A 16,467-nucleotide genomic window follows, 5' to 3' on the forward strand; every position below is an offset into this window, starting at 1 on the left:
GTCCTCGGCCGACGCCACTCATCGCTGTGGGCGCCGATCCGCACACTGGTCGCAGCAGCGCTGCTTATCCCGATCCCTGCCACAGGGTACAATGGCGTTCAGCATGCAGCCGCCTATCTGGTGCAGTTTGGAACGGGTACGGCATCCTACTTTTGGCAGAAGAGCGTGGATCTGGTGTTCAACGACCACATGCCGATCGTGGGCACGGACATGTCCCAAAAAGACGGTCAGTTCATTCAGGCTGTTTGGCGCATGGAGATGTGCCGGGCTGTCTACAACGCTGAAGCTGCAAAGGGCGGTGGCGACATTGCCGGCATTACCAAAAACTGGCGGACAACGGCCAGCGGCAGCTTGGCGCTCTCCTATGACATACCCAACTATCGGGGTGCGTGCGGCACGATCACGCTTCCTTCCGAAACAAAGGGTTTCCAAAGGATCGCTGCGTCGTCGGACAAAACGTACGCCGACTACGCAAAAGCCATGCGTGATGCAGTCAATCAGATCACCAACAATTATGCGCCGATGGCGGATTCGGTCGCCCTGGCCGTTTCTCAACGGCAACCTTTGCCCGACTATAGGGGTCTTGCAGATGACCTTGCGGAATGGCGCGAACTTCATGCCGACATCCTCAAAGACTATATCGCAACCGACAAACTTCAAAAGGATGTGCAATCCGCGGCGTCCGAAACAGAAACGATCAACATCAACGGCATCGGCGACAAGGAACAGAACATCGACCTGTCTGCCAGTCTGAAGGATGGCGGATGGCTGCAAGCGGGCTACTACTATCAGCTGATCAGCCGCTTTACCGCCGACGCTTCGGCCGTCGCGGGAGGAATTCCGCAGACAACACCCGGTGGCGCGATCGGAGCGACAGCCAATCCGAAAGGTCGGGTCGGAGAGTCTATTGCCTCGCAGTATGACGACGCCAACTGGTATCTGTTCGGTTCAGCCCAGGGAGACGCCACGAAATTCCTTGAGAGTTTCGCCGGCACCTACAATGGTGTCGTCGAATGGTGGAACGAGAGCGTCGCCCGAAGCGATGTACGCGCCTTTACCAACGAGCGCGCAGCCTTTGCGGATTCAACGGCCGATATGACATCCTATATGGTGTCTGCCGGCAATCTGTACGAAGCCTTCGACTTTCTGAACCCGGCTGCCAATGACGGCGACCCTATGGTGGGCCTGATCGCCGTCGGCAATCAGCTGGCGTTCTATAGCGGCGTCATCATGATTTCGCTCGCGGTGCTGGCAGCGGTGCCTTTTCTTGGACAGTCCGTGATCGCCTTCGCCGGCTTCCTCGGCTGGGTTTTGAGCGGAATCTCGGTTGCCGGCTACTTCATGGCGTTTGTGCTGCCAATGATCCCGACAGTGATTTGGGTCATCGGCGTGACGGCCTTCTTCCTGTTGGTTGTTGAGATGATCTTCGCCGCACCACTGTGGGCGATCGCTCACTTGTCGATGGAAGGCGAAGGTTTGGGCGGCCGGCAGGCCAGACGCGGATACGTCATGTTGCTGGCGCTGACGGCAACACCGGTGCTCATGCTCTTCGGTCTTCTTGTGGGCATGATCATCTTCCGGATTGGCGGAACGCTTCTCAACGGGGGCTTCTACTACGCCATCACCGCATCGCAGGCTCTGTCTGGTGACAGCTACACGCAAATCACCTGGTTCATCGGCATTTTGGCCATCATGGTGTTTATGCTCTTCGCATATGTCGTCATGCTGGAACGCTCTTTTGCCTTGATCGCCGAATTTCCTGGCAAGGTGTTTCGACTGATCGAGCCGGATGCCGTCAGCGATCTCGACACGCATGCAGCGATGCGTGCCAATGTTGCCGCCGGTGGAACAGCCGGTTCAATGGGCAGCCTGACGAGTTCAGCAGGCGGCGGCTTTAATAAAAGAATTGCAAGCAAGGCCCCTAAAACAAATGAATAAGGAAGGACAGGAAATGGTTGGCACCAACTCGCCCGTTTCAGTTCGGTTGGATGTCGATACGCGCGCGAGACTGAACGCCTTGGCTAATCGACTGAACTGCACTCCCCACGCGCTAATGCGTCAAGCCGTTGCTGAATTTGTCGAAAGGCGCTCGACGCCAGTTCCGGCTCAAACGCCAAATCAAAGCTGACAGTGGTCACGCGACCTTTGAGAACGGCCGACGAGGTCAGCCGGGCATTTCTAGTTTTCAGCGACTGGTCTGATCATGCTAGGCGCATATCAGGAGTCCCGGCTGCGCCGCCGCGTCAATTCCTGAGCTTTCCGATTGCATATGCTATCGGTCGACGAATACTGGACACTGAAAAGCTAAGAGAAGAATGGCGGAAAAGCGCCGCCGTTTCGGACATAGAAATCGTCTCCTCGTGTGCCCGAAAGCGGACATGTCTCCATGGCGACTTCAGTCGCCAGTGCGCCAGAAGCAACCCTTGCGGATGCGCGCGAAAAGTTGGAGGATTGGCGTAAGCACTATAATGAGGATCGTCCTCATTCGGCGATCGGATACAACGTCCCGATCGCGTTGCATAATCCCGGTGGCGCTGTCAGCCCGCCATCGTGATCAGAGCCGGAAAAATCTAACATCCGGCGGTCCAATAAATGGGCGCACTGCACATGATTGAGCAAACTCTACCTCAGAACGAGGGACTATGCGGTGGTACGCCAAGCTCAATAACCCGCCGCTTCGAGGTCGAAGCTGCGGAAACGCAGAGAGGATGCTCGATCAATTGCGCTTTCAGTCGACCTGATACAGTCGCAAAGGCAAGGTCGGTGTCGCGCTGTGTTGCAGGATGTGCTGGCGGAACTTCTCCGTCACAGCACCCCCAATGCAATGACCGACAGCAGGATGTAGCGGCCGGCCTTGGCGATCGTCACAAGAAGCAGGAAGCTCCAGAGCGGCTCGCGCAGCACGCCGGCTGCCATGGTCAGGGCATCGCCAACGACCGGGGCCCAACTGAGAAGGAGGCTCCAGCGGCCCCATCGATGATACCAGCATGTCGCCCGGTCGAGGGCCTTCTCGCTGACTGGGAACCATCGCCGTTGCCGGTACCGCTCGATCCAGCGTCCGAGCGCCCAGTTGACGGCGGAGCCGAGCACGTTGCCGATCGTGGCGACGACAATCAGCAGGACAGGTGGTTGCTTGCCGAGAACCAGCAATCCGACCAGGGCGGCTTCCGACTGGGCAGGCAGGATTGTTGCTGCGACGAACGCAATTGCGAAAAGCCCGGCGAGTGAGAACAACGCATCCACATTTCTGGTCAACGCGGGTGTGGCCATGCACCGGGCGTACCTAAGGCATTCATCTTAATGGCAAGCGCCGCCCGGAGCACCGCGCCGGCGTCTTTAGCACGATCACAGTGTGGCTGGCCATTCGCAAGAGATGCCCGCCGCCTTGGCGGGGAAGCGGGCAGTCTGATCCATGGCGCACATCAACGATGAAAGCATCGTGTGAGCGCCCCATCTGCCGGGACGCCCGTCCGACTCATGCCTGAACCGCTTCAGATCGATCCGTCGTAGTCCAGGTAGGCCATCATGCCGCTCGCCATGTGATAGAGGTGGTGGCAATGGAAGGGCCAGCGGCCGGGATTGTCGGCGGTAAAGGCGATATCCACCCTGGCCATCGGCGGCACATAGACGGTGTCGCGCACCGCGCCGTCCACAGCCCTGCCATTGATGCCGACGACCCAGAAGTGATGGCCGTGGAGATGCATCGGGTGGCCCATCATCGACATGTTGGTCATGGAAAGCCGGATGCTGTCGCCGCGGCGCGCGCGCATCCGGTCCGCGCCGCCGATCCGCCAGTCATAGCCGGTCATGCTGCCGGAAAGGACGAGGTCATAGGCGCGGGTGTCCGGACCGGTCGCGACGGGGGAAGGGCTGCGGAGCCGGCTTTCCAGCGAAAGATCCAGCACCGGCCCGTCTTCCGTCCCGAGGCCGGGGATCCGGGTGACGGCCGCGCCGCGTGTCGCCAGGATGATGCCGGTTCGTTCGCGCGCGCCTTCGCGCAGCGCCAGAACGGGAAAGGCCCCGCCTTCGGCCGGAACGTCGAGCATGATGTCGAGGCGCTGGCCCATCGATATCCCGAAACGCGTGCCGGAAACGGATTCGACCGGTTGGCCGTCGACCGCCGCCAGACGGCCGGGGAGTATGCCGGTGTCGATGGTGAAATTGGTCGCGGTGGCGCCGTTGATGATCCGCAGGCGCACCCGGCCGCCCTTGTCGACGGCAAACACCTCCGGATCGTCCAGCGTCCGGTCATTGGCGAGGTAGGCATCATAGTCGATGTCGTTCAGGTCCATCTGCATGCCGGACATCGCCATGCCTGGCATGCCGGACATGTTCTGCCCCTGCATCATCATGGCGTGGCCGCCCATCATTCCGCCATGGCCGCCGCCCGCTTTCAGACCGGCCAGCAATTCCTCGGGTGAGCGGAACGAGAAGTCGTGAAGCAGCACGACAACGTCTTGAACATCGGCCTTTCTGTCTTCCTCCGAAAGGACAATCAGCGGCGCAGCCAGCAGGTTCTGTTCCTGAAGCGTATGGGCGTGCATCCAGTGCGTGCCGCCGGCGGCGAGCGGAAAAGTGTAGCGGCGCTCCTGCCCCGGCTCGATCATCGGCGCCGGATTGTCTGGCACGCCGTCCATCTCCCATGGCGGCGTCAGGCCATGCCAGTGAACCAGCGTCGCTTCGCCGCTGTTGTTTGCAAGGCTGACATCGAAGGGGCTTTCCGCATCAAGGGTGAGGCCGGGCCTGCCGTCAGGCCCGACAAGGCCGAAGACGCTGGCGGACCGTCCGTTCACCTCGATATTGCGGTTGGTGATCTGAAGGTTGATGGGCGTCTGCTGCGCCTGCGCGGGGCTGGCCCAGGTGATAGGCAGGCCGGAGCCCAAGGCCGCCGCGCCAAGCGCGAGCCTCTGCATGAATTGTCTGCGATACATGATCGTTCTCCCGATGGCCGGTCGTCGGACCGGCATTGTCACATGAAGGATGGCCGGCATGGCCGGCGGTTCATGCGCGCAAGCGGGGAGGCTCGAGATCGGGCGGAACGGGATGGCCTTTCAGGCGCGCGGAGAGATCAGGGAAGGTCAGGTCCCTGACAACGCGCGTGAGAAGGCTCGAAGGCTGCCCCGGCGCGATGCCGGTGGGCAGGCCGCAGGCCGCAAGGCAGCACGCCTTTGCGCCGTCGGTCCGATGGTCCATGTCATGCGGGGCGCCGGCGGGCTGCGCGTGGTGCATCGCGACTTCCGGCATCGTCGCGCAATGCGTGGCGGCGCTACCCACGGAGGGTGAAAGCACGCCGAGAAGCATGGCCGTGACGATGCACAGCACCTTCACCGCCGCTCTCATTGTCCGCATGTACCCCATGTCCAATCCATTCACCGTGCGCTGCCGACGGAAACCTTATGCGCCCCGGCGACCTGAAGACAATGTGGGTCGATCGTGGCCGATCTTGGGCCGTGTTCCGGCGTGCTGCGGGTCCCGACGCATAAACATCCTAAAGCTTCGTCGCCCGCAGCCTCAGCGCATTGCCGATGACCGAGACCGAGGACAGGCTCATCGCCGCAGCCGCGACGATCGGCGACAGCAACAGGCCGAAGAAGGGGTAGAGGATCCCGGCGGCGAGCGGCACGCCCGCAGTGTTGTAGACGAACGCGAAGAACAGGTTCTGGCGGATATTGGCCATGGTCGCCTCGGCAAGGTGACGGGCGCGCACGATGCCGGTCAGGTCGCCCTTGACCAGGGTGATGCCGGCGCTTTCGACCGCGACATCCGCGCCGGTGCCCATGGCGATCCCGACATCGGCCGCCGCAAGCGCCGGTGCGTCGTTGACGCCGTCGCCCGCCATGGCGACCGCGCTGCCGTCGCGGCGCAGGCGCTCGATCAGGTCGTGCTTGTCCTGCGGGCTCACCCCGGCATGGACCTCGTCGATCCCGAGCGTCTGCGCCACGGCTTTCGCGGTTGCTTCGGCATCCCCGGTCGCCATCACGATGCGCATGCCCGCCTCGTGCAGCGCGCGGATCGCATCCGGCGTGGTGTCCTTGATGCGATCGGCAACCGCGACGATGCCGGCCGCCTGGCCATCGACGGCGACGTACATGGCGGTCTTGCCCTCGCCCTGCAACGCGGCGACGCGTTCCCGCAGGGCGCTGACATCGATGCCTTCCGCTTCCATCAGCGCGGCGTTTCCAAGCGCCGCCTTGCGTCCGTCGACCGTCCCGGTCACGCCCTGGCCGGTGATGGCGTCGAAATCACTGCTTTCGCGTTCCGGCGCTTCCGCCTCCCGTGCGCCGGCGACGATCGCTTCGGCGAGGGGATGCTCGGAGCCGCTCTCCAGCGCTGCCGCAATCGAAAGCAGGTCCAGGCGGTCGAAGCCGTCCAGCGGCTCGGCATCGGTGAGGGCCGGCTTGCCCTGCGTCAGCGTGCCGGTCTTGTCGACCACCAGCACGTCGACCTTGGAAAAGCGTTCCAGCGCCTCTGCGTCGCGGATCAGCACGCCCGCATTCGCGCCACGTCCGGTGGCGACCATGATCGACATCGGCGTCGCAAGCCCCAGCGCGCAGGGGCAGGCGATGATCAGCACCGAAACCGCCGCGACGAAAGAATAGGAAAGGGCGGGCGAGGGGCCGAACGCCAGCCAGGCCAGAAAGGCGATCACCGCCACCGCGACGACGGCCGGCACGAAATAGGCCGCCACCCGGTCCGCCATCGCCTGGATCGGCGCGCGCGATCGCTGTGCCTTGGAGACCATGTCGACGATCCGGGAGAGCGTCGTCTCCGAGCCGACGCTTTCGGCGCGCATCAGGAAGCTGCCATTCTTGTTGAGCGTGCCGCCGGTCACCGGCTCGCCCTCGCTCTTTTCAACCGGCACAGGCTCGCCGGTAATCATGCTCTCGTCGACCGACGAGCGGCCTTCGACGACGACGCCGTCAACCGGCACGCTCTCGCCGGGCCGCACGCGCAGCATGTCGCCCGCCTGCAGCGTTTCGACGGGCACATCCTCCTCGCCGCCATCGGTGACCTTGCGCGCGGTCTTCGGCGCGAGATCCAGCAGCGCCCGGATCGCGTCGCCGGTGCGTTCGCGCGCTGCAAGCTCCATCACCTGGCCGATCAGCACCAGCACAAGAATGACGGCGGCGGCTTCGAAATAGACCGGGGCCATGCCCATTGCGTCGCGCATCGCCGCCGGAAACAGGCCGGGCGCGACGAGCGAGACGACGGAGAACAGATAGGCCGCCCCGGTTCCAAGCGCGATCAGAGTCCACATGTTTGGACTTTTGTTTTCGATCGAGGCCCAGCCGCGCTCGAAGAACGGCCAGCAGATCATCAGCACTGGCGTCGCCAGAGCGAATTGCAGCCAGCCGAACAGCGTGTGACCGAACCAGTCCTCGAAGGGCAGGCCCAGATGGCTGCCCATCTCGAGAATGAAGACGGCGAGCGCCAGCGGCGCGGCAATCATCAGTCTGCGCCTGAAATCGACATATTCGGGATTGGGGCCAGCATCGGCGGAAGGCGTCATCGGCTCCAGCGCCATGCCGCATTTCGGGCAATTGCCGGGGTGATCGCGCACGATCTCGGGATGCATCGGGCAGGTATAGAGCGTGCCCTCAGGCTGCGCTTCGGCCTCTGCGTGCTCGGCGGTGTAGTGCTCCGGATCGGCTTCGAACTTCGCCTGGCAGCCGTTGGAGCAGAAGTAATAGTTTTCGCCGCCGTGTTTGACCACATGGCTGGTGCTGGCGCGGTCGACCGACATGCCGCAGACCGGGTCGCGCGTCACGGTCTCACCCGTAGTATTTCCGCTATGGCCGGACACGCCTCCGTGGCTCATGTGCGAGTGCTGCATTCGAGGCCTCCTGATAAGTGCGTTTTCCAACATATGGAGATTCCAGCAACTGGAAGGTCAAGGCCGGATATGTCAACTTTTATAAGACGGAGCCAAATCGCAAAATTCTTCCGGCGACTACAGGGAAGCAAGATTCCGAGGCAAGGGCTGAAGCCGCGAAGCCCTTTGTTGGAGCTATCGGAGCGTCTTGATCAAAACAGAATTTTTGCCCGACAAACGTAATGCGTCAAGGCTGAGCGGCTCAACGCTTTTTGGAATCGAACCTTGCAACACCTGAAGCAGCCCATCAGAATGACCATATACCTGGAGCTCAGCGGACGCGCGAAAGGCTTCTTTTCGCCTCCAAGCTGGTCGTTCGCGATTGTGGCCCCAGGTGCCGCAAGTAGCCATTCGCTGCGCTCTGCTAAAAGGTGCAGATAGGGCGGGGAAGCGGAAGTTCGCTGCGGAAGGAATGAACGACCGCAATGGGCCGTGCATGACGCGGGCACAAGCCTGGTCACCGCAATCATTGCCGCGGCCGCCGCAGGTAGGCTTCGAGCTCGCTGTGTCCCTTACGGAACGCCACCCTATTTCCCAATTTCGATTTTCAATGATAATTGGAGTGTTCTTTGGGAGATCGGTGTGGAGCGAGAAGCAAGCTGTTCGTGTCGTAGCCTGAAAGTGCTTTGCACTGGTGAGCCGGAACTTGTCTCGCTTTGCCACTGCATTGCCTGCCAAAAGCGTACTGGCGCCCTTTATGGAATTGCAGCCTTTTTTCCAAAAGGAAGCATCAAGGTCAGTGGGAGTTACAAGAGTTATCGGCGTTCTTCAGACGCTGGTTTTGAATTGGTTTTCCACTTTTGTGAGAACTGTGGCTCAACTGTTTTCTGGGAGCCGTCACGAAAACCGGACATGGTCGCAATTGGCGTTGGTTCGTTCGGTGAACCAGGTTTTCCGAAACCCAGCAAAGAAGTCCACCCTGAGTCCCGTCACGAGTGGGTCGAGCCACTTGATCTGACACCGCGCTAATGGCCGATTTTTCCGCTCGATGGCCTCTGGAGGTCACCCGTCTTCGCAGATGCAATAAACGGCGGCTACGGCGGCCTACGCCGTAGCGTCATATTATCAGGTAAATGTCAGCAAGCGTAGCAGCACGCAATGTAGGATGATGTCCGCTTTGCCGTCTGGCGATCCGGAAACCTGCCTGACGGTTTACGGCCCCATTCCGGTCATTCCAAAACCAGGCCAACTATGGAATCTGAATAGAGTGAGGACCATCACCCATTCTGCAGATGCTAATTAAAGAATGAAGTACCGATGAATTACGTAGGCGAGCTTCCATAGCGACAGGATAGCCGCTGCGGCGAGAGCGATCAAAAACAGCATAAGCCAGTCATGATTTGCAATAGCAGTCTCAATGATGTTCAGAAATTTCAAGAACAACAGGCCGAAGGATAGAGCAACAGCCGCCATCGCGGCGGCGGCCGGCAAGCAGAGAAGCAAGATGATTGGCCAATAGACAAGCTTTCGAACAGCACGTTCTCCGACGCCGGCCTCATAGTTCTTATGATCCCTGACGGGGCGAAGGTACTTTGGAATTTGCATATTTTCCTCCTTCGTCATCAGCGGCCGTCAGTGGCGCGGCAGCAATCGCCTGAGGTCGTCATACGAAACCTTGCCCTCATCAACTTTCTGTTGGGCCGCATCATGCATGGAGCGGGCAAGAACGCGGTCGGCCGACTCCTGCATCAGACGGCTCACGGCTTTCGGCCAGTCGCCGATAGGAACAGAAACAAACTGATCGCGCACATAGTCGTCAAACAGCAGATACTCGCGCAATGGCACGCGGCCGCGATGGTCGCTGGTGCGGACCAGGTGTTGAACGACGAAGAGCTGGAGCGACGTGATCAGGTCGAACGCGCGCGCATCGCGTTCTTCGGCCGGGAAGTTCACGACCATGCGCCGCAAGCCTTCCGCGACCGATCCCGCATGCGTGGTGGTGTAAACCAAGTGGCCGGTCAGACTGGCCTCCAGGCAACCCTCAAGGGAGGCTTTGTCGCGGGCCTCGCCGAGCGAAATAATATCAGGCGCGCAGCGCAGCGCCGCCCACACTCCGTCGCCGAACGACGGCAGGTTGCGCCCTTCGCCGATCTCCGACTGCTCAATGGAAGACGCGCAGTCGCTGTGATCCGTCAGCACGTCGGAATAGGTGAACTCGATAGGCGCCTGCAGATCGACGATCGCTTTCGGATCGGCCGTGTTTTCAAGATGAAAGCGCGTGATCCCGGCAAGCGTCGTGGACTTTCCCTGGCCGGTCGCGCCGGCGACAACGACAATGCCATGCTGAGGCGACATGTACGGGCGGACCTCACTATCGAGTCCGACATCATCGATCGTTGGCGTCTTTGTCGGCAACGGTCGCATCGTCATGGAAATGCCGTCGCCAGCACCTTTCATCACGCCCTTGGCGTTCACACGGAAACGCTGGCGCCGGTGACGGTCAATCGGAACCTCGAACGAGAAATCCAGAGGTCGCCCTTGCCGCAAGATGCTGAAGGCATCTTCCGACCGCCACATGTGGCTCAGGATACTCAAGACCTCTGAGGCGTTCAGAGGTTTTGCGGTCGCAAAATGCTGCGTGCCATGCATCTTGATCCGAATACGACTGTCCGTCTGTATCCGGATGTCCGACGCCCCTTTGATCGAGGCCCCGACCAGCAACTGCTGAAACGGGTCCATGTCACCGTCAAAACGCAACGGCTCATGGTTCAGAACGCGCGCATAGGGCTCCTTCGGATCGTAGGCGTCTTCCGTCAAATTCGATAGATCAACCGCCGGCATTACTTGGCCACCTGAAAACGTCTCTGGATCGGCTTCCATCGGGCCGGGTTTTTGACGAACCGGGCAGCATCATCGATCTCGACACGGCGCTCGCCAATATAGAGCTCGTCGACATTACCGGCCGCGCGCGTCTCACTCGACTTCAGCACGAGGTTGGTAATGAGACCTGCTTCCACTGCCTTGCGATACTCGACCATGCCGAGATAGTCGCGCCGCAACAGGTTCATGTTTTCCTGCAATGCGGCGTCGGCCTGTTGCTCGCCCTGCGCCCAGCCTTCATCAAGATACTGCGACCAGATTTTCGTTTCATCGTCATCCTGCGGCAACAATCGATCGTCAGGCTCACGCGGCGTATCGAGCGGGAGCACAAGATAGTCGCGCCAGGTCGGCAGAATGGCGACCAGTCGACCGGGCTCCTCGATGCGGTAGTATTCGTCGGCGGCAACACTCTTGCGGCCGTTGTCGGTGACGTTGATCGCCGCCGTGGCGCGGGTGATCACCGGCGGCAACACGTAGCCTGTTTCCCGCGGCGCCTTGAATGCGACCCGGTTGAAATTGAAGGTTTCCGAGAGCTTGACCGATTCACGCTCTAGATCGTTCATGATCTCCCAACTGCGCCGCTCAAATCCTGCTTGCGCACCATAGGCAAGTGCAGCGTCCCGGAGGACCGAATAGCGCTGCTCCTCAACCTCGGTCCCGCCAGGCTTTCCGCGTTTGGCCCGGGAAGCAAACTGCTTGTAGGACAAAGGCGCATATCGCGGACTGGTGAGGTCATCAGGGCCACCGAGCTGCGGGACAGGCGGCGGTTGCGGTGTTTCGTCCTTCATGGTTGCGCATGAAGACAAAAACGCGGCCATCAGAATGCCTGTCAGCGCCATGGCACGATTGCGACGGTGAGAAAGGGGCTGGCTCACGGCTTGAGATCCTCCCGATGCGGGATCGGGCTTTGCTCAGGGCGAGCGTAATAGATCGTCATGTGTCTGGCACCCTGATCGATCACAAGGCGCGCTCGCCCTTTCGCCTGCCCGTAGGCTTCCCGAAGCAGTCCCAAGGCCGTCAGATTGTAGAAATTGGTCGAGATCAAAATCGGAGCGCCGGACTTTTCCCCGGACACCGACACGCTGTAGTCCACTTCGTTGGCAACCCGCGTTGTCAGCTCATCCAACGTTCCCTGCCATTCGGCATCAACGATCTTCATGAGCGGGCCTTGGGCAATCTCCGGATTGCGCACCTCAACCGTATTCGTAGCGCGCGGCTCCAGGACATTTTGATAGAGCGCTGCGTCGTTCAACTCCCTTCGAACGAGATGGACTTGATTGTCGATGTAATTGATCGTAGGGGAATCCGACGGAACGTCTCTTGTGCTGGTACAGCCAGCGAGCACAGCCAGTGCCAGGCTGATCGCGATGCGCATGGGGAAACCTCTTGCGGTGCGGAAATTGCAGCGTATGACATCCGCAATTCACCACAACGGCCTCCTTGATGCAACATCAAAGGGAACAAAAGAGGCGGTTAGTCGCCGCTTTTGCCAATCCTGGGGCGCTCATCTCCCAATAGAATGATACTGCGACTTCTCCTGCTCAAGACGAATTTCGCGCCGCTGTGTCCGTTCAATCTCGACACACCTGTCATAGGCCGTACAGATCTGGTGGGCATCACGATAGATCCTCGATCTTGCTTCTGGAGAAAGCTCCGGCATTGCGCGTGCGATCATATCTTGCGCCGGCACACCGCTGCTGTCGCCAAAACGCGCGCTGATGTCATGAGCGACACCCCGCAGCTGGCCGATGGCTTCGCTGTCGTCGATCACGGCCCTTTCAAGTGCGCGACGTTCGTCAGAGCGCTCCGGCAGACTGGACGCTTTTGCCAGGGCGGACAGCACATCTTTGGCGGCCGTCGACAGCCCGTCGATCGGCGCGGCCATCTGGCTCCGCAGCTTCCTCTCAACCTCTTCAGCGCCTTTGATACTAACCTTGAGTGACCGGACAAAATCGCCGGCACTGCTGGTTGCAGGAAGCACGGCTGCAAGTGCCGTTTTCCGGTCCTCATCGGGCCGGCCGAGAAAGTTGGTCTTGCCACGCAACTCACCAAGAGACGCCGGGTTCTCACGCATTGATCTGAGAACCTGACTGGCGTCTCCGTCGCTCATCACCGCGGCAGACACCTTGTCGAGGATCGGGGCGGGATCGCGCCAGACCTTGCCCATGTTCTTGAGTGCGGATTGGCACAGCGACTTGGTGACGGCCGCCTGATTGGCCGGATCACGGGCAACGGCTTCGACCGAGGCGGGCCATTGCGTCACGGCCGGAATAAGCGGAACATCGGGAAGGCGATAACGTGCCCGTTCCTGTTCATAATCGGCCTCAAGGCCAGCATCGCGTCGCTCCGTGACCATGGCGGACGCAACATCAACGCGGCTCTTGTCGTCCGCGGCCAGCTGACCGACATGCACGAGCTGCCAGTTTGCCTTGATGAAGGTCTGCGCCGATGGCGGAAGATGTGCGACAAGCGATTGTAGCTTGTCCTCATCCGGATCGCGTCCAAGAGACCGGACTTCAACCGGAGAAACCAGCGCTGCGATCTGTTCATTGAACATGACAAGATCGGTTGCGGACGACATCTGCGTCAGCTCAGTTTCGGCAGCCCGGAACCAGCGCCCACGCTTGCCGCTGTAGCCTTTGGTGTTGCGGTCCACCTCCGAAAGCCGGGAAAGCGCCTGACTGACCGCCGGCGTCAATTCGGGAATCCTGATCTCCCTTTCGGCTTCAACAGGCCGCGCGCCGGCGGCAGGCGGGACATTCGGCGATACGTCAACGGCTTGCGGACGCGCAAGCGAAAGCCGTTCGGAAATTACCCTGAACCGTTCCGCAATATCCGAGAACCGTGACCGCATGGCATTGAGCGATCGACGCCAAAGATCGCGCAATTCGCCAATGTCCGGAAGATCGCGCCGACGCACAAATGCTTCGCGTTCGAGCTGATAGTCGGGCGTATGCTCATAGGCCAGCGTTGAATCCTTGAGCCGGTCTAGCGACAGCGTGTCTAGCAGATTCCTGGTTTCAGGAAAGTCATTCCGGCCGGCATAAAGCGCCACCGTTTCGCGATGGCGCGAAAGCGCGACATAGGAAAGCTGCGCATCCATCATCTGTGTGGCAAGCACATGCACCCGGTCGACAGTCGCCCCTTGAGACTTATGGATCGTGGTCGCGTAGCCATAATCAACGTTGTTGTAATGCTCATGGTTGACCGTAACGGCCCTGCCATTGTCGAGCCGAACATCAAGAATGCCGTCATTCGCCTTTTCCACGGTCGCCAGCATTCCGTTCTTGACGCCAAGGTCGCGATCATTTTCCAGGAACAACAGCCGGTCGCCAACGGCAAAAGCGCGCGGGCCACGCACCGCGTCAAACGTCACTTCGTTTTGAAGCCCCCCGTGCTCCTTGATGGTATGGCGTGCCAGCTCATTCAGACTGAACACTGCATCCTTGGTATGCGCCAGCATCAGCGTATCGGCGCCGGCACGCCAATCAGCTCCCCATGCACCAACCAATTCAGACATGGCATCATCACGATTGCCCTGGATATGAATGTGTCCGTTGTCGGCATAGGCTTGAAGCGCCGCGCGGCTGTCACCGCGACCGAATGCCAGGGAAGCGTCCCGCATCCATGTTTCGCTTTGACGGCGCACCTCGGTCAGTTCGACAAACCCGGTATTATCCGCAATGGCGCGAAACGCAGCGCCAGCCTGAATAGGCTGAAGTTGCCGCGCATCTCCGACAAGAATAAGCTTGGCCTGTGCCGCGTTCACCGCGTTCACCAACATCGCCATGTCGTTCGATGAGACCATTCCGGCCTCGTCCAGAACGAACACGTCGCCTTTCTGAAGGCGGCGTCTGTCTTGCTCCCATGACATGCGCCAGGACGCCAGCGTCCGGCTCTCGATACCCGCAGATTCAGACAAGCCCTCGGCCGCCTTGCCGGCAAGCGCACCGCCAACAACACGCCGCCCCTGCCCTTCGTAAACCTGCCGCACGACATCCATCACCGTGGATTTACCAGCACCGGCATAGCCGACCACCGTCGAAACGCCGCGATCGGACGTAACGGCGCGAACCACCATTGCCTGTTCGTCGGAAAGAGAAAATCCATGCGATTTCGAGAATTCCGCCAGCGCCTTCTCGACGCGCCGCGGCGGTGCACCGAACGATTGATCCGTCGCGCGCTGACGGACGCCATCGATCATCCGCGCTTCCATCTGCAGGACTTCTCGCGTGGTCATCTTCTCCCGCTCAAGAAGCTTGTTCGTGAACGGGTCGCGGATTTCCTGGGAAAGCGTCACAAGGTTTTCGAGCGCACCGACCCGGAGGAAAAGCCCGGAAAATTCTTCAGAGGTTGACGCATACCGGTGGATGAACTTCGCAACATCGCGCTCATCGAAGACGGATTTTTCCGCCGTGATCATTTTCAAAACAAGCGAAGGATCTTCCGCCAGCTTGCGGAAATTCTCATGCATGACCTGTTGGTGCTGCTGCACCATCTCGGTCTGAATGCCGCGCGCCTCCATGTCGTCAACGGCGGGACCGCGATGCGTCGTCGGCTCCAGCGGAATGTCCCGATCTTCAAAGCTGCGATGGTCGACCGTTGCGTCATAGCCATGCTCGACCAAATGACGATTGACCTCCTGTGACCACGCCGCGCGGATCTCGGGAAGCCGATCCTTCCATCCCGCGAAATGCTGATAGACGATTTCCCCTTTTTGGCCCTCCACCTTTGGCGGCCTTCGAACCGGTTCACCGTCACCATCAAGAATCGGAACCCGCTTTGGGCCAAAGCCTGTCTCGGTCAGCGGCCGCAACGAAACCATGATGTGAACATGCGGATTGCCTGTCGCATCATGATAGTTCCAGTCTGCGACCTGCCCGCGCGCCGCGAATTGATCCCGCACAAAGTCACGAACCAGAGCCTTGTTCTGCTCTACGGACAACTCAACGGGCAGCGCGACGACGAACTCATGCGCGAGTTGAGCGTCATCGCGCTTTTCACTGGTTTCGACACGATTCCAGAAATGCTCGGCAAACTGATGTGGCGAATATCGATCATGCCACGCATGTATCCACCGTGGGACGCCTTCCGGCAATGCGACTTCACTGTGGATACAGCCCTTCTTTCGGCTGTAGTCGGCAGTCTCGCCGGAGCGCGCAACGTTCATATGTGTCGCGTGGCGATATGCAGCGGCAACAACTGCACTCTGCCCTTTGCCACGAGATATCTGATGAGCGCGCAAGTGATAGATCGCCATGACACGCGACTACCATCTTACATTGTTGAAAACAATGTATAAGTGCGCATTTAACAAAACGATCGTTTTGTTCGCATGACGGAGTGCGGCATCGGCTCCGCCGATTCACCTTACATTGCATGGATCTATTTTCATGCATCATTGATGTTTACAAACATAGAACATCTCTGCAATCTTCTTACCGTTCAATGCCGAAAAGGAGAAAACACATGGCCCGCGCCAAATCCCCTTCCGCGATCCGTGACCAGATCAGAACTCTGCAAAAGCAGTTGCGCGAAGCTGAAGAAAAAGAAGCACTCAGGATTGGACAAATCGCCATGAAAGCAGGCGTCGAAACCCTTGATCTTTCGGAGAATGAACTTGAGGCGGCATTTGCCGAGATGGTTCATTCCTTTCGTTCCGGGCGGGAGAATGAGCAGCGACCTTCTGACGTTGCGCAGAACGCTTAGCAACCTGCAAAGCGAGTATAGAAAAATGCGCAAGCGCGAACGAAGCGAAGACACCCGCCACAAGA

Annotated in this window: 14 protein-coding genes; 5 read left to right on the forward strand and 9 right to left on the reverse strand. The window is 59.9% G+C overall.

All coding sequences use genetic code 11. The features are described 5' to 3' along the window. The 3 genes from AC5DC2_RS07640 to AC5DC2_RS07650 form a co-directional block, all read left to right on the forward strand. A partial coding sequence (locus tag AC5DC2_RS07640) for a DotA/TraY family protein (RefSeq protein WP_491698083.1) occupies positions 1–1,938 on the forward strand: 1,938 nt, incomplete at its 5' end. Positions 1,939–1,951: 13 nt separating this feature from the next. Then, positions 1,952–2,128, forward strand: coding sequence for a CopG family ribbon-helix-helix protein (locus AC5DC2_RS07645; RefSeq protein WP_161633011.1), 177 nt, complete (start codon positions 1,952–1,954; stop codon positions 2,126–2,128). 234 nt (positions 2,129–2,362) lie between these two features. Further along, complete coding sequence (locus AC5DC2_RS07650) at positions 2,363–2,554, forward strand: integrase core domain-containing protein (protein WP_371260724.1); 192 nt, start codon at positions 2,363–2,365, stop codon at positions 2,552–2,554. Positions 2,555–2,805: 251 nt separating this feature from the next. On the opposite strand, the gene AC5DC2_RS07655 is transcribed toward AC5DC2_RS07650, so the two are convergent. The 4 genes from AC5DC2_RS07655 to AC5DC2_RS07670 all read right to left on the reverse strand — a co-directional run bounded on the left by AC5DC2_RS07655 (position 2,806) and on the right by AC5DC2_RS07670 (position 7,834). Continuing rightward, the gene (locus AC5DC2_RS07655) at positions 2,806–3,270 is read right to left on the reverse strand and encodes a YqaA family protein (RefSeq protein ID WP_051424013.1); all 465 of its coding nucleotides are present in this window, start codon (positions 3,268–3,270) and stop codon (positions 2,806–2,808) included. 221 nt (positions 3,271–3,491) lie between these two features. Continuing rightward, positions 3,492–4,931 (reverse strand): multicopper oxidase family protein, encoded by a 1,440-nt coding sequence (locus AC5DC2_RS07660; RefSeq protein ID WP_024707205.1) that lies wholly within the window; start codon positions 4,929–4,931, stop codon positions 3,492–3,494. 70 nt (positions 4,932–5,001) lie between these two features. After that, positions 5,002–5,349: a hypothetical protein gene (locus AC5DC2_RS07665; RefSeq protein WP_152534475.1), complete on the reverse strand. Its 348-nt coding sequence runs from the start codon at positions 5,347–5,349 to the stop codon at positions 5,002–5,004. Positions 5,350–5,488: 139 nt separating this feature from the next. Then, positions 5,489–7,834 carry a heavy metal translocating P-type ATPase gene (locus AC5DC2_RS07670; protein ID WP_036236427.1) on the reverse strand — a complete coding sequence of 782 codons (2,346 nt, stop codon included), beginning with the start codon at positions 7,832–7,834 and terminating at the stop codon, positions 5,489–5,491. A gap of 621 nt (positions 7,835–8,455) precedes the next feature. Between AC5DC2_RS07670 and AC5DC2_RS07675 the strand changes: the two genes are divergently transcribed. Next, positions 8,456–8,842, forward strand: coding sequence for a GFA family protein (locus tag AC5DC2_RS07675; protein ID WP_081725715.1), 387 nt, complete (start codon positions 8,456–8,458; stop codon positions 8,840–8,842). Positions 8,843–9,112: 270 nt separating this feature from the next. Here AC5DC2_RS07675 and AC5DC2_RS07680 read toward each other — a convergent pair whose 3' ends face one another. The 5 genes from AC5DC2_RS07680 to traA all read right to left on the reverse strand — a co-directional run bounded on the left by AC5DC2_RS07680 (position 9,113) and on the right by traA (position 15,953). Further along, positions 9,113–9,436, reverse strand: a complete 324-nt coding sequence (locus AC5DC2_RS07680) for a hypothetical protein (RefSeq protein WP_024707208.1) — start codon at positions 9,434–9,436, stop codon at positions 9,113–9,115. 9 nt (positions 9,437–9,445) lie between these two features. Next, entirely contained in the window at positions 9,446–10,654 is a 1,209-nt protein-coding gene (locus tag AC5DC2_RS07685) for a type IV pilus twitching motility protein PilT (RefSeq protein WP_018065853.1), read from the reverse strand. Further along, the gene (locus AC5DC2_RS07690) at positions 10,654–11,568 is read right to left on the reverse strand and encodes a type IV secretory system conjugative DNA transfer family protein (RefSeq protein WP_244435528.1); all 915 of its coding nucleotides are present in this window, start codon (positions 11,566–11,568) and stop codon (positions 10,654–10,656) included. The genes AC5DC2_RS07685 and AC5DC2_RS07690 overlap by 1 nt, the downstream gene beginning before the upstream one ends. Further along, positions 11,565–12,068 carry a DotD/TraH family lipoprotein gene (locus AC5DC2_RS07695; protein WP_018065851.1) on the reverse strand — a complete coding sequence of 168 codons (504 nt, stop codon included), beginning with the start codon at positions 12,066–12,068 and terminating at the stop codon, positions 11,565–11,567. Before AC5DC2_RS07695 ends, AC5DC2_RS07690 begins: the two co-directional genes overlap by 4 nt. A 129-nt stretch (positions 12,069–12,197) precedes the next feature. Beyond that, the gene (traA, locus tag AC5DC2_RS07700) at positions 12,198–15,953 is read right to left on the reverse strand and encodes a Ti-type conjugative transfer relaxase TraA (RefSeq protein WP_081725716.1); all 3,756 of its coding nucleotides are present in this window, start codon (positions 15,951–15,953) and stop codon (positions 12,198–12,200) included. Positions 15,954–16,162: 209 nt separating this feature from the next. Between traA and AC5DC2_RS07705 the strand changes: the two genes are divergently transcribed. After that, positions 16,163–16,402 (forward strand): TraC family protein, encoded by a 240-nt coding sequence (locus tag AC5DC2_RS07705; protein WP_152534476.1) that lies wholly within the window; start codon positions 16,163–16,165, stop codon positions 16,400–16,402. Positions 16,403–16,467 lie beyond the last annotated feature (65 nt).

This window comes from Martelella sp., assembly GCF_984369615.1.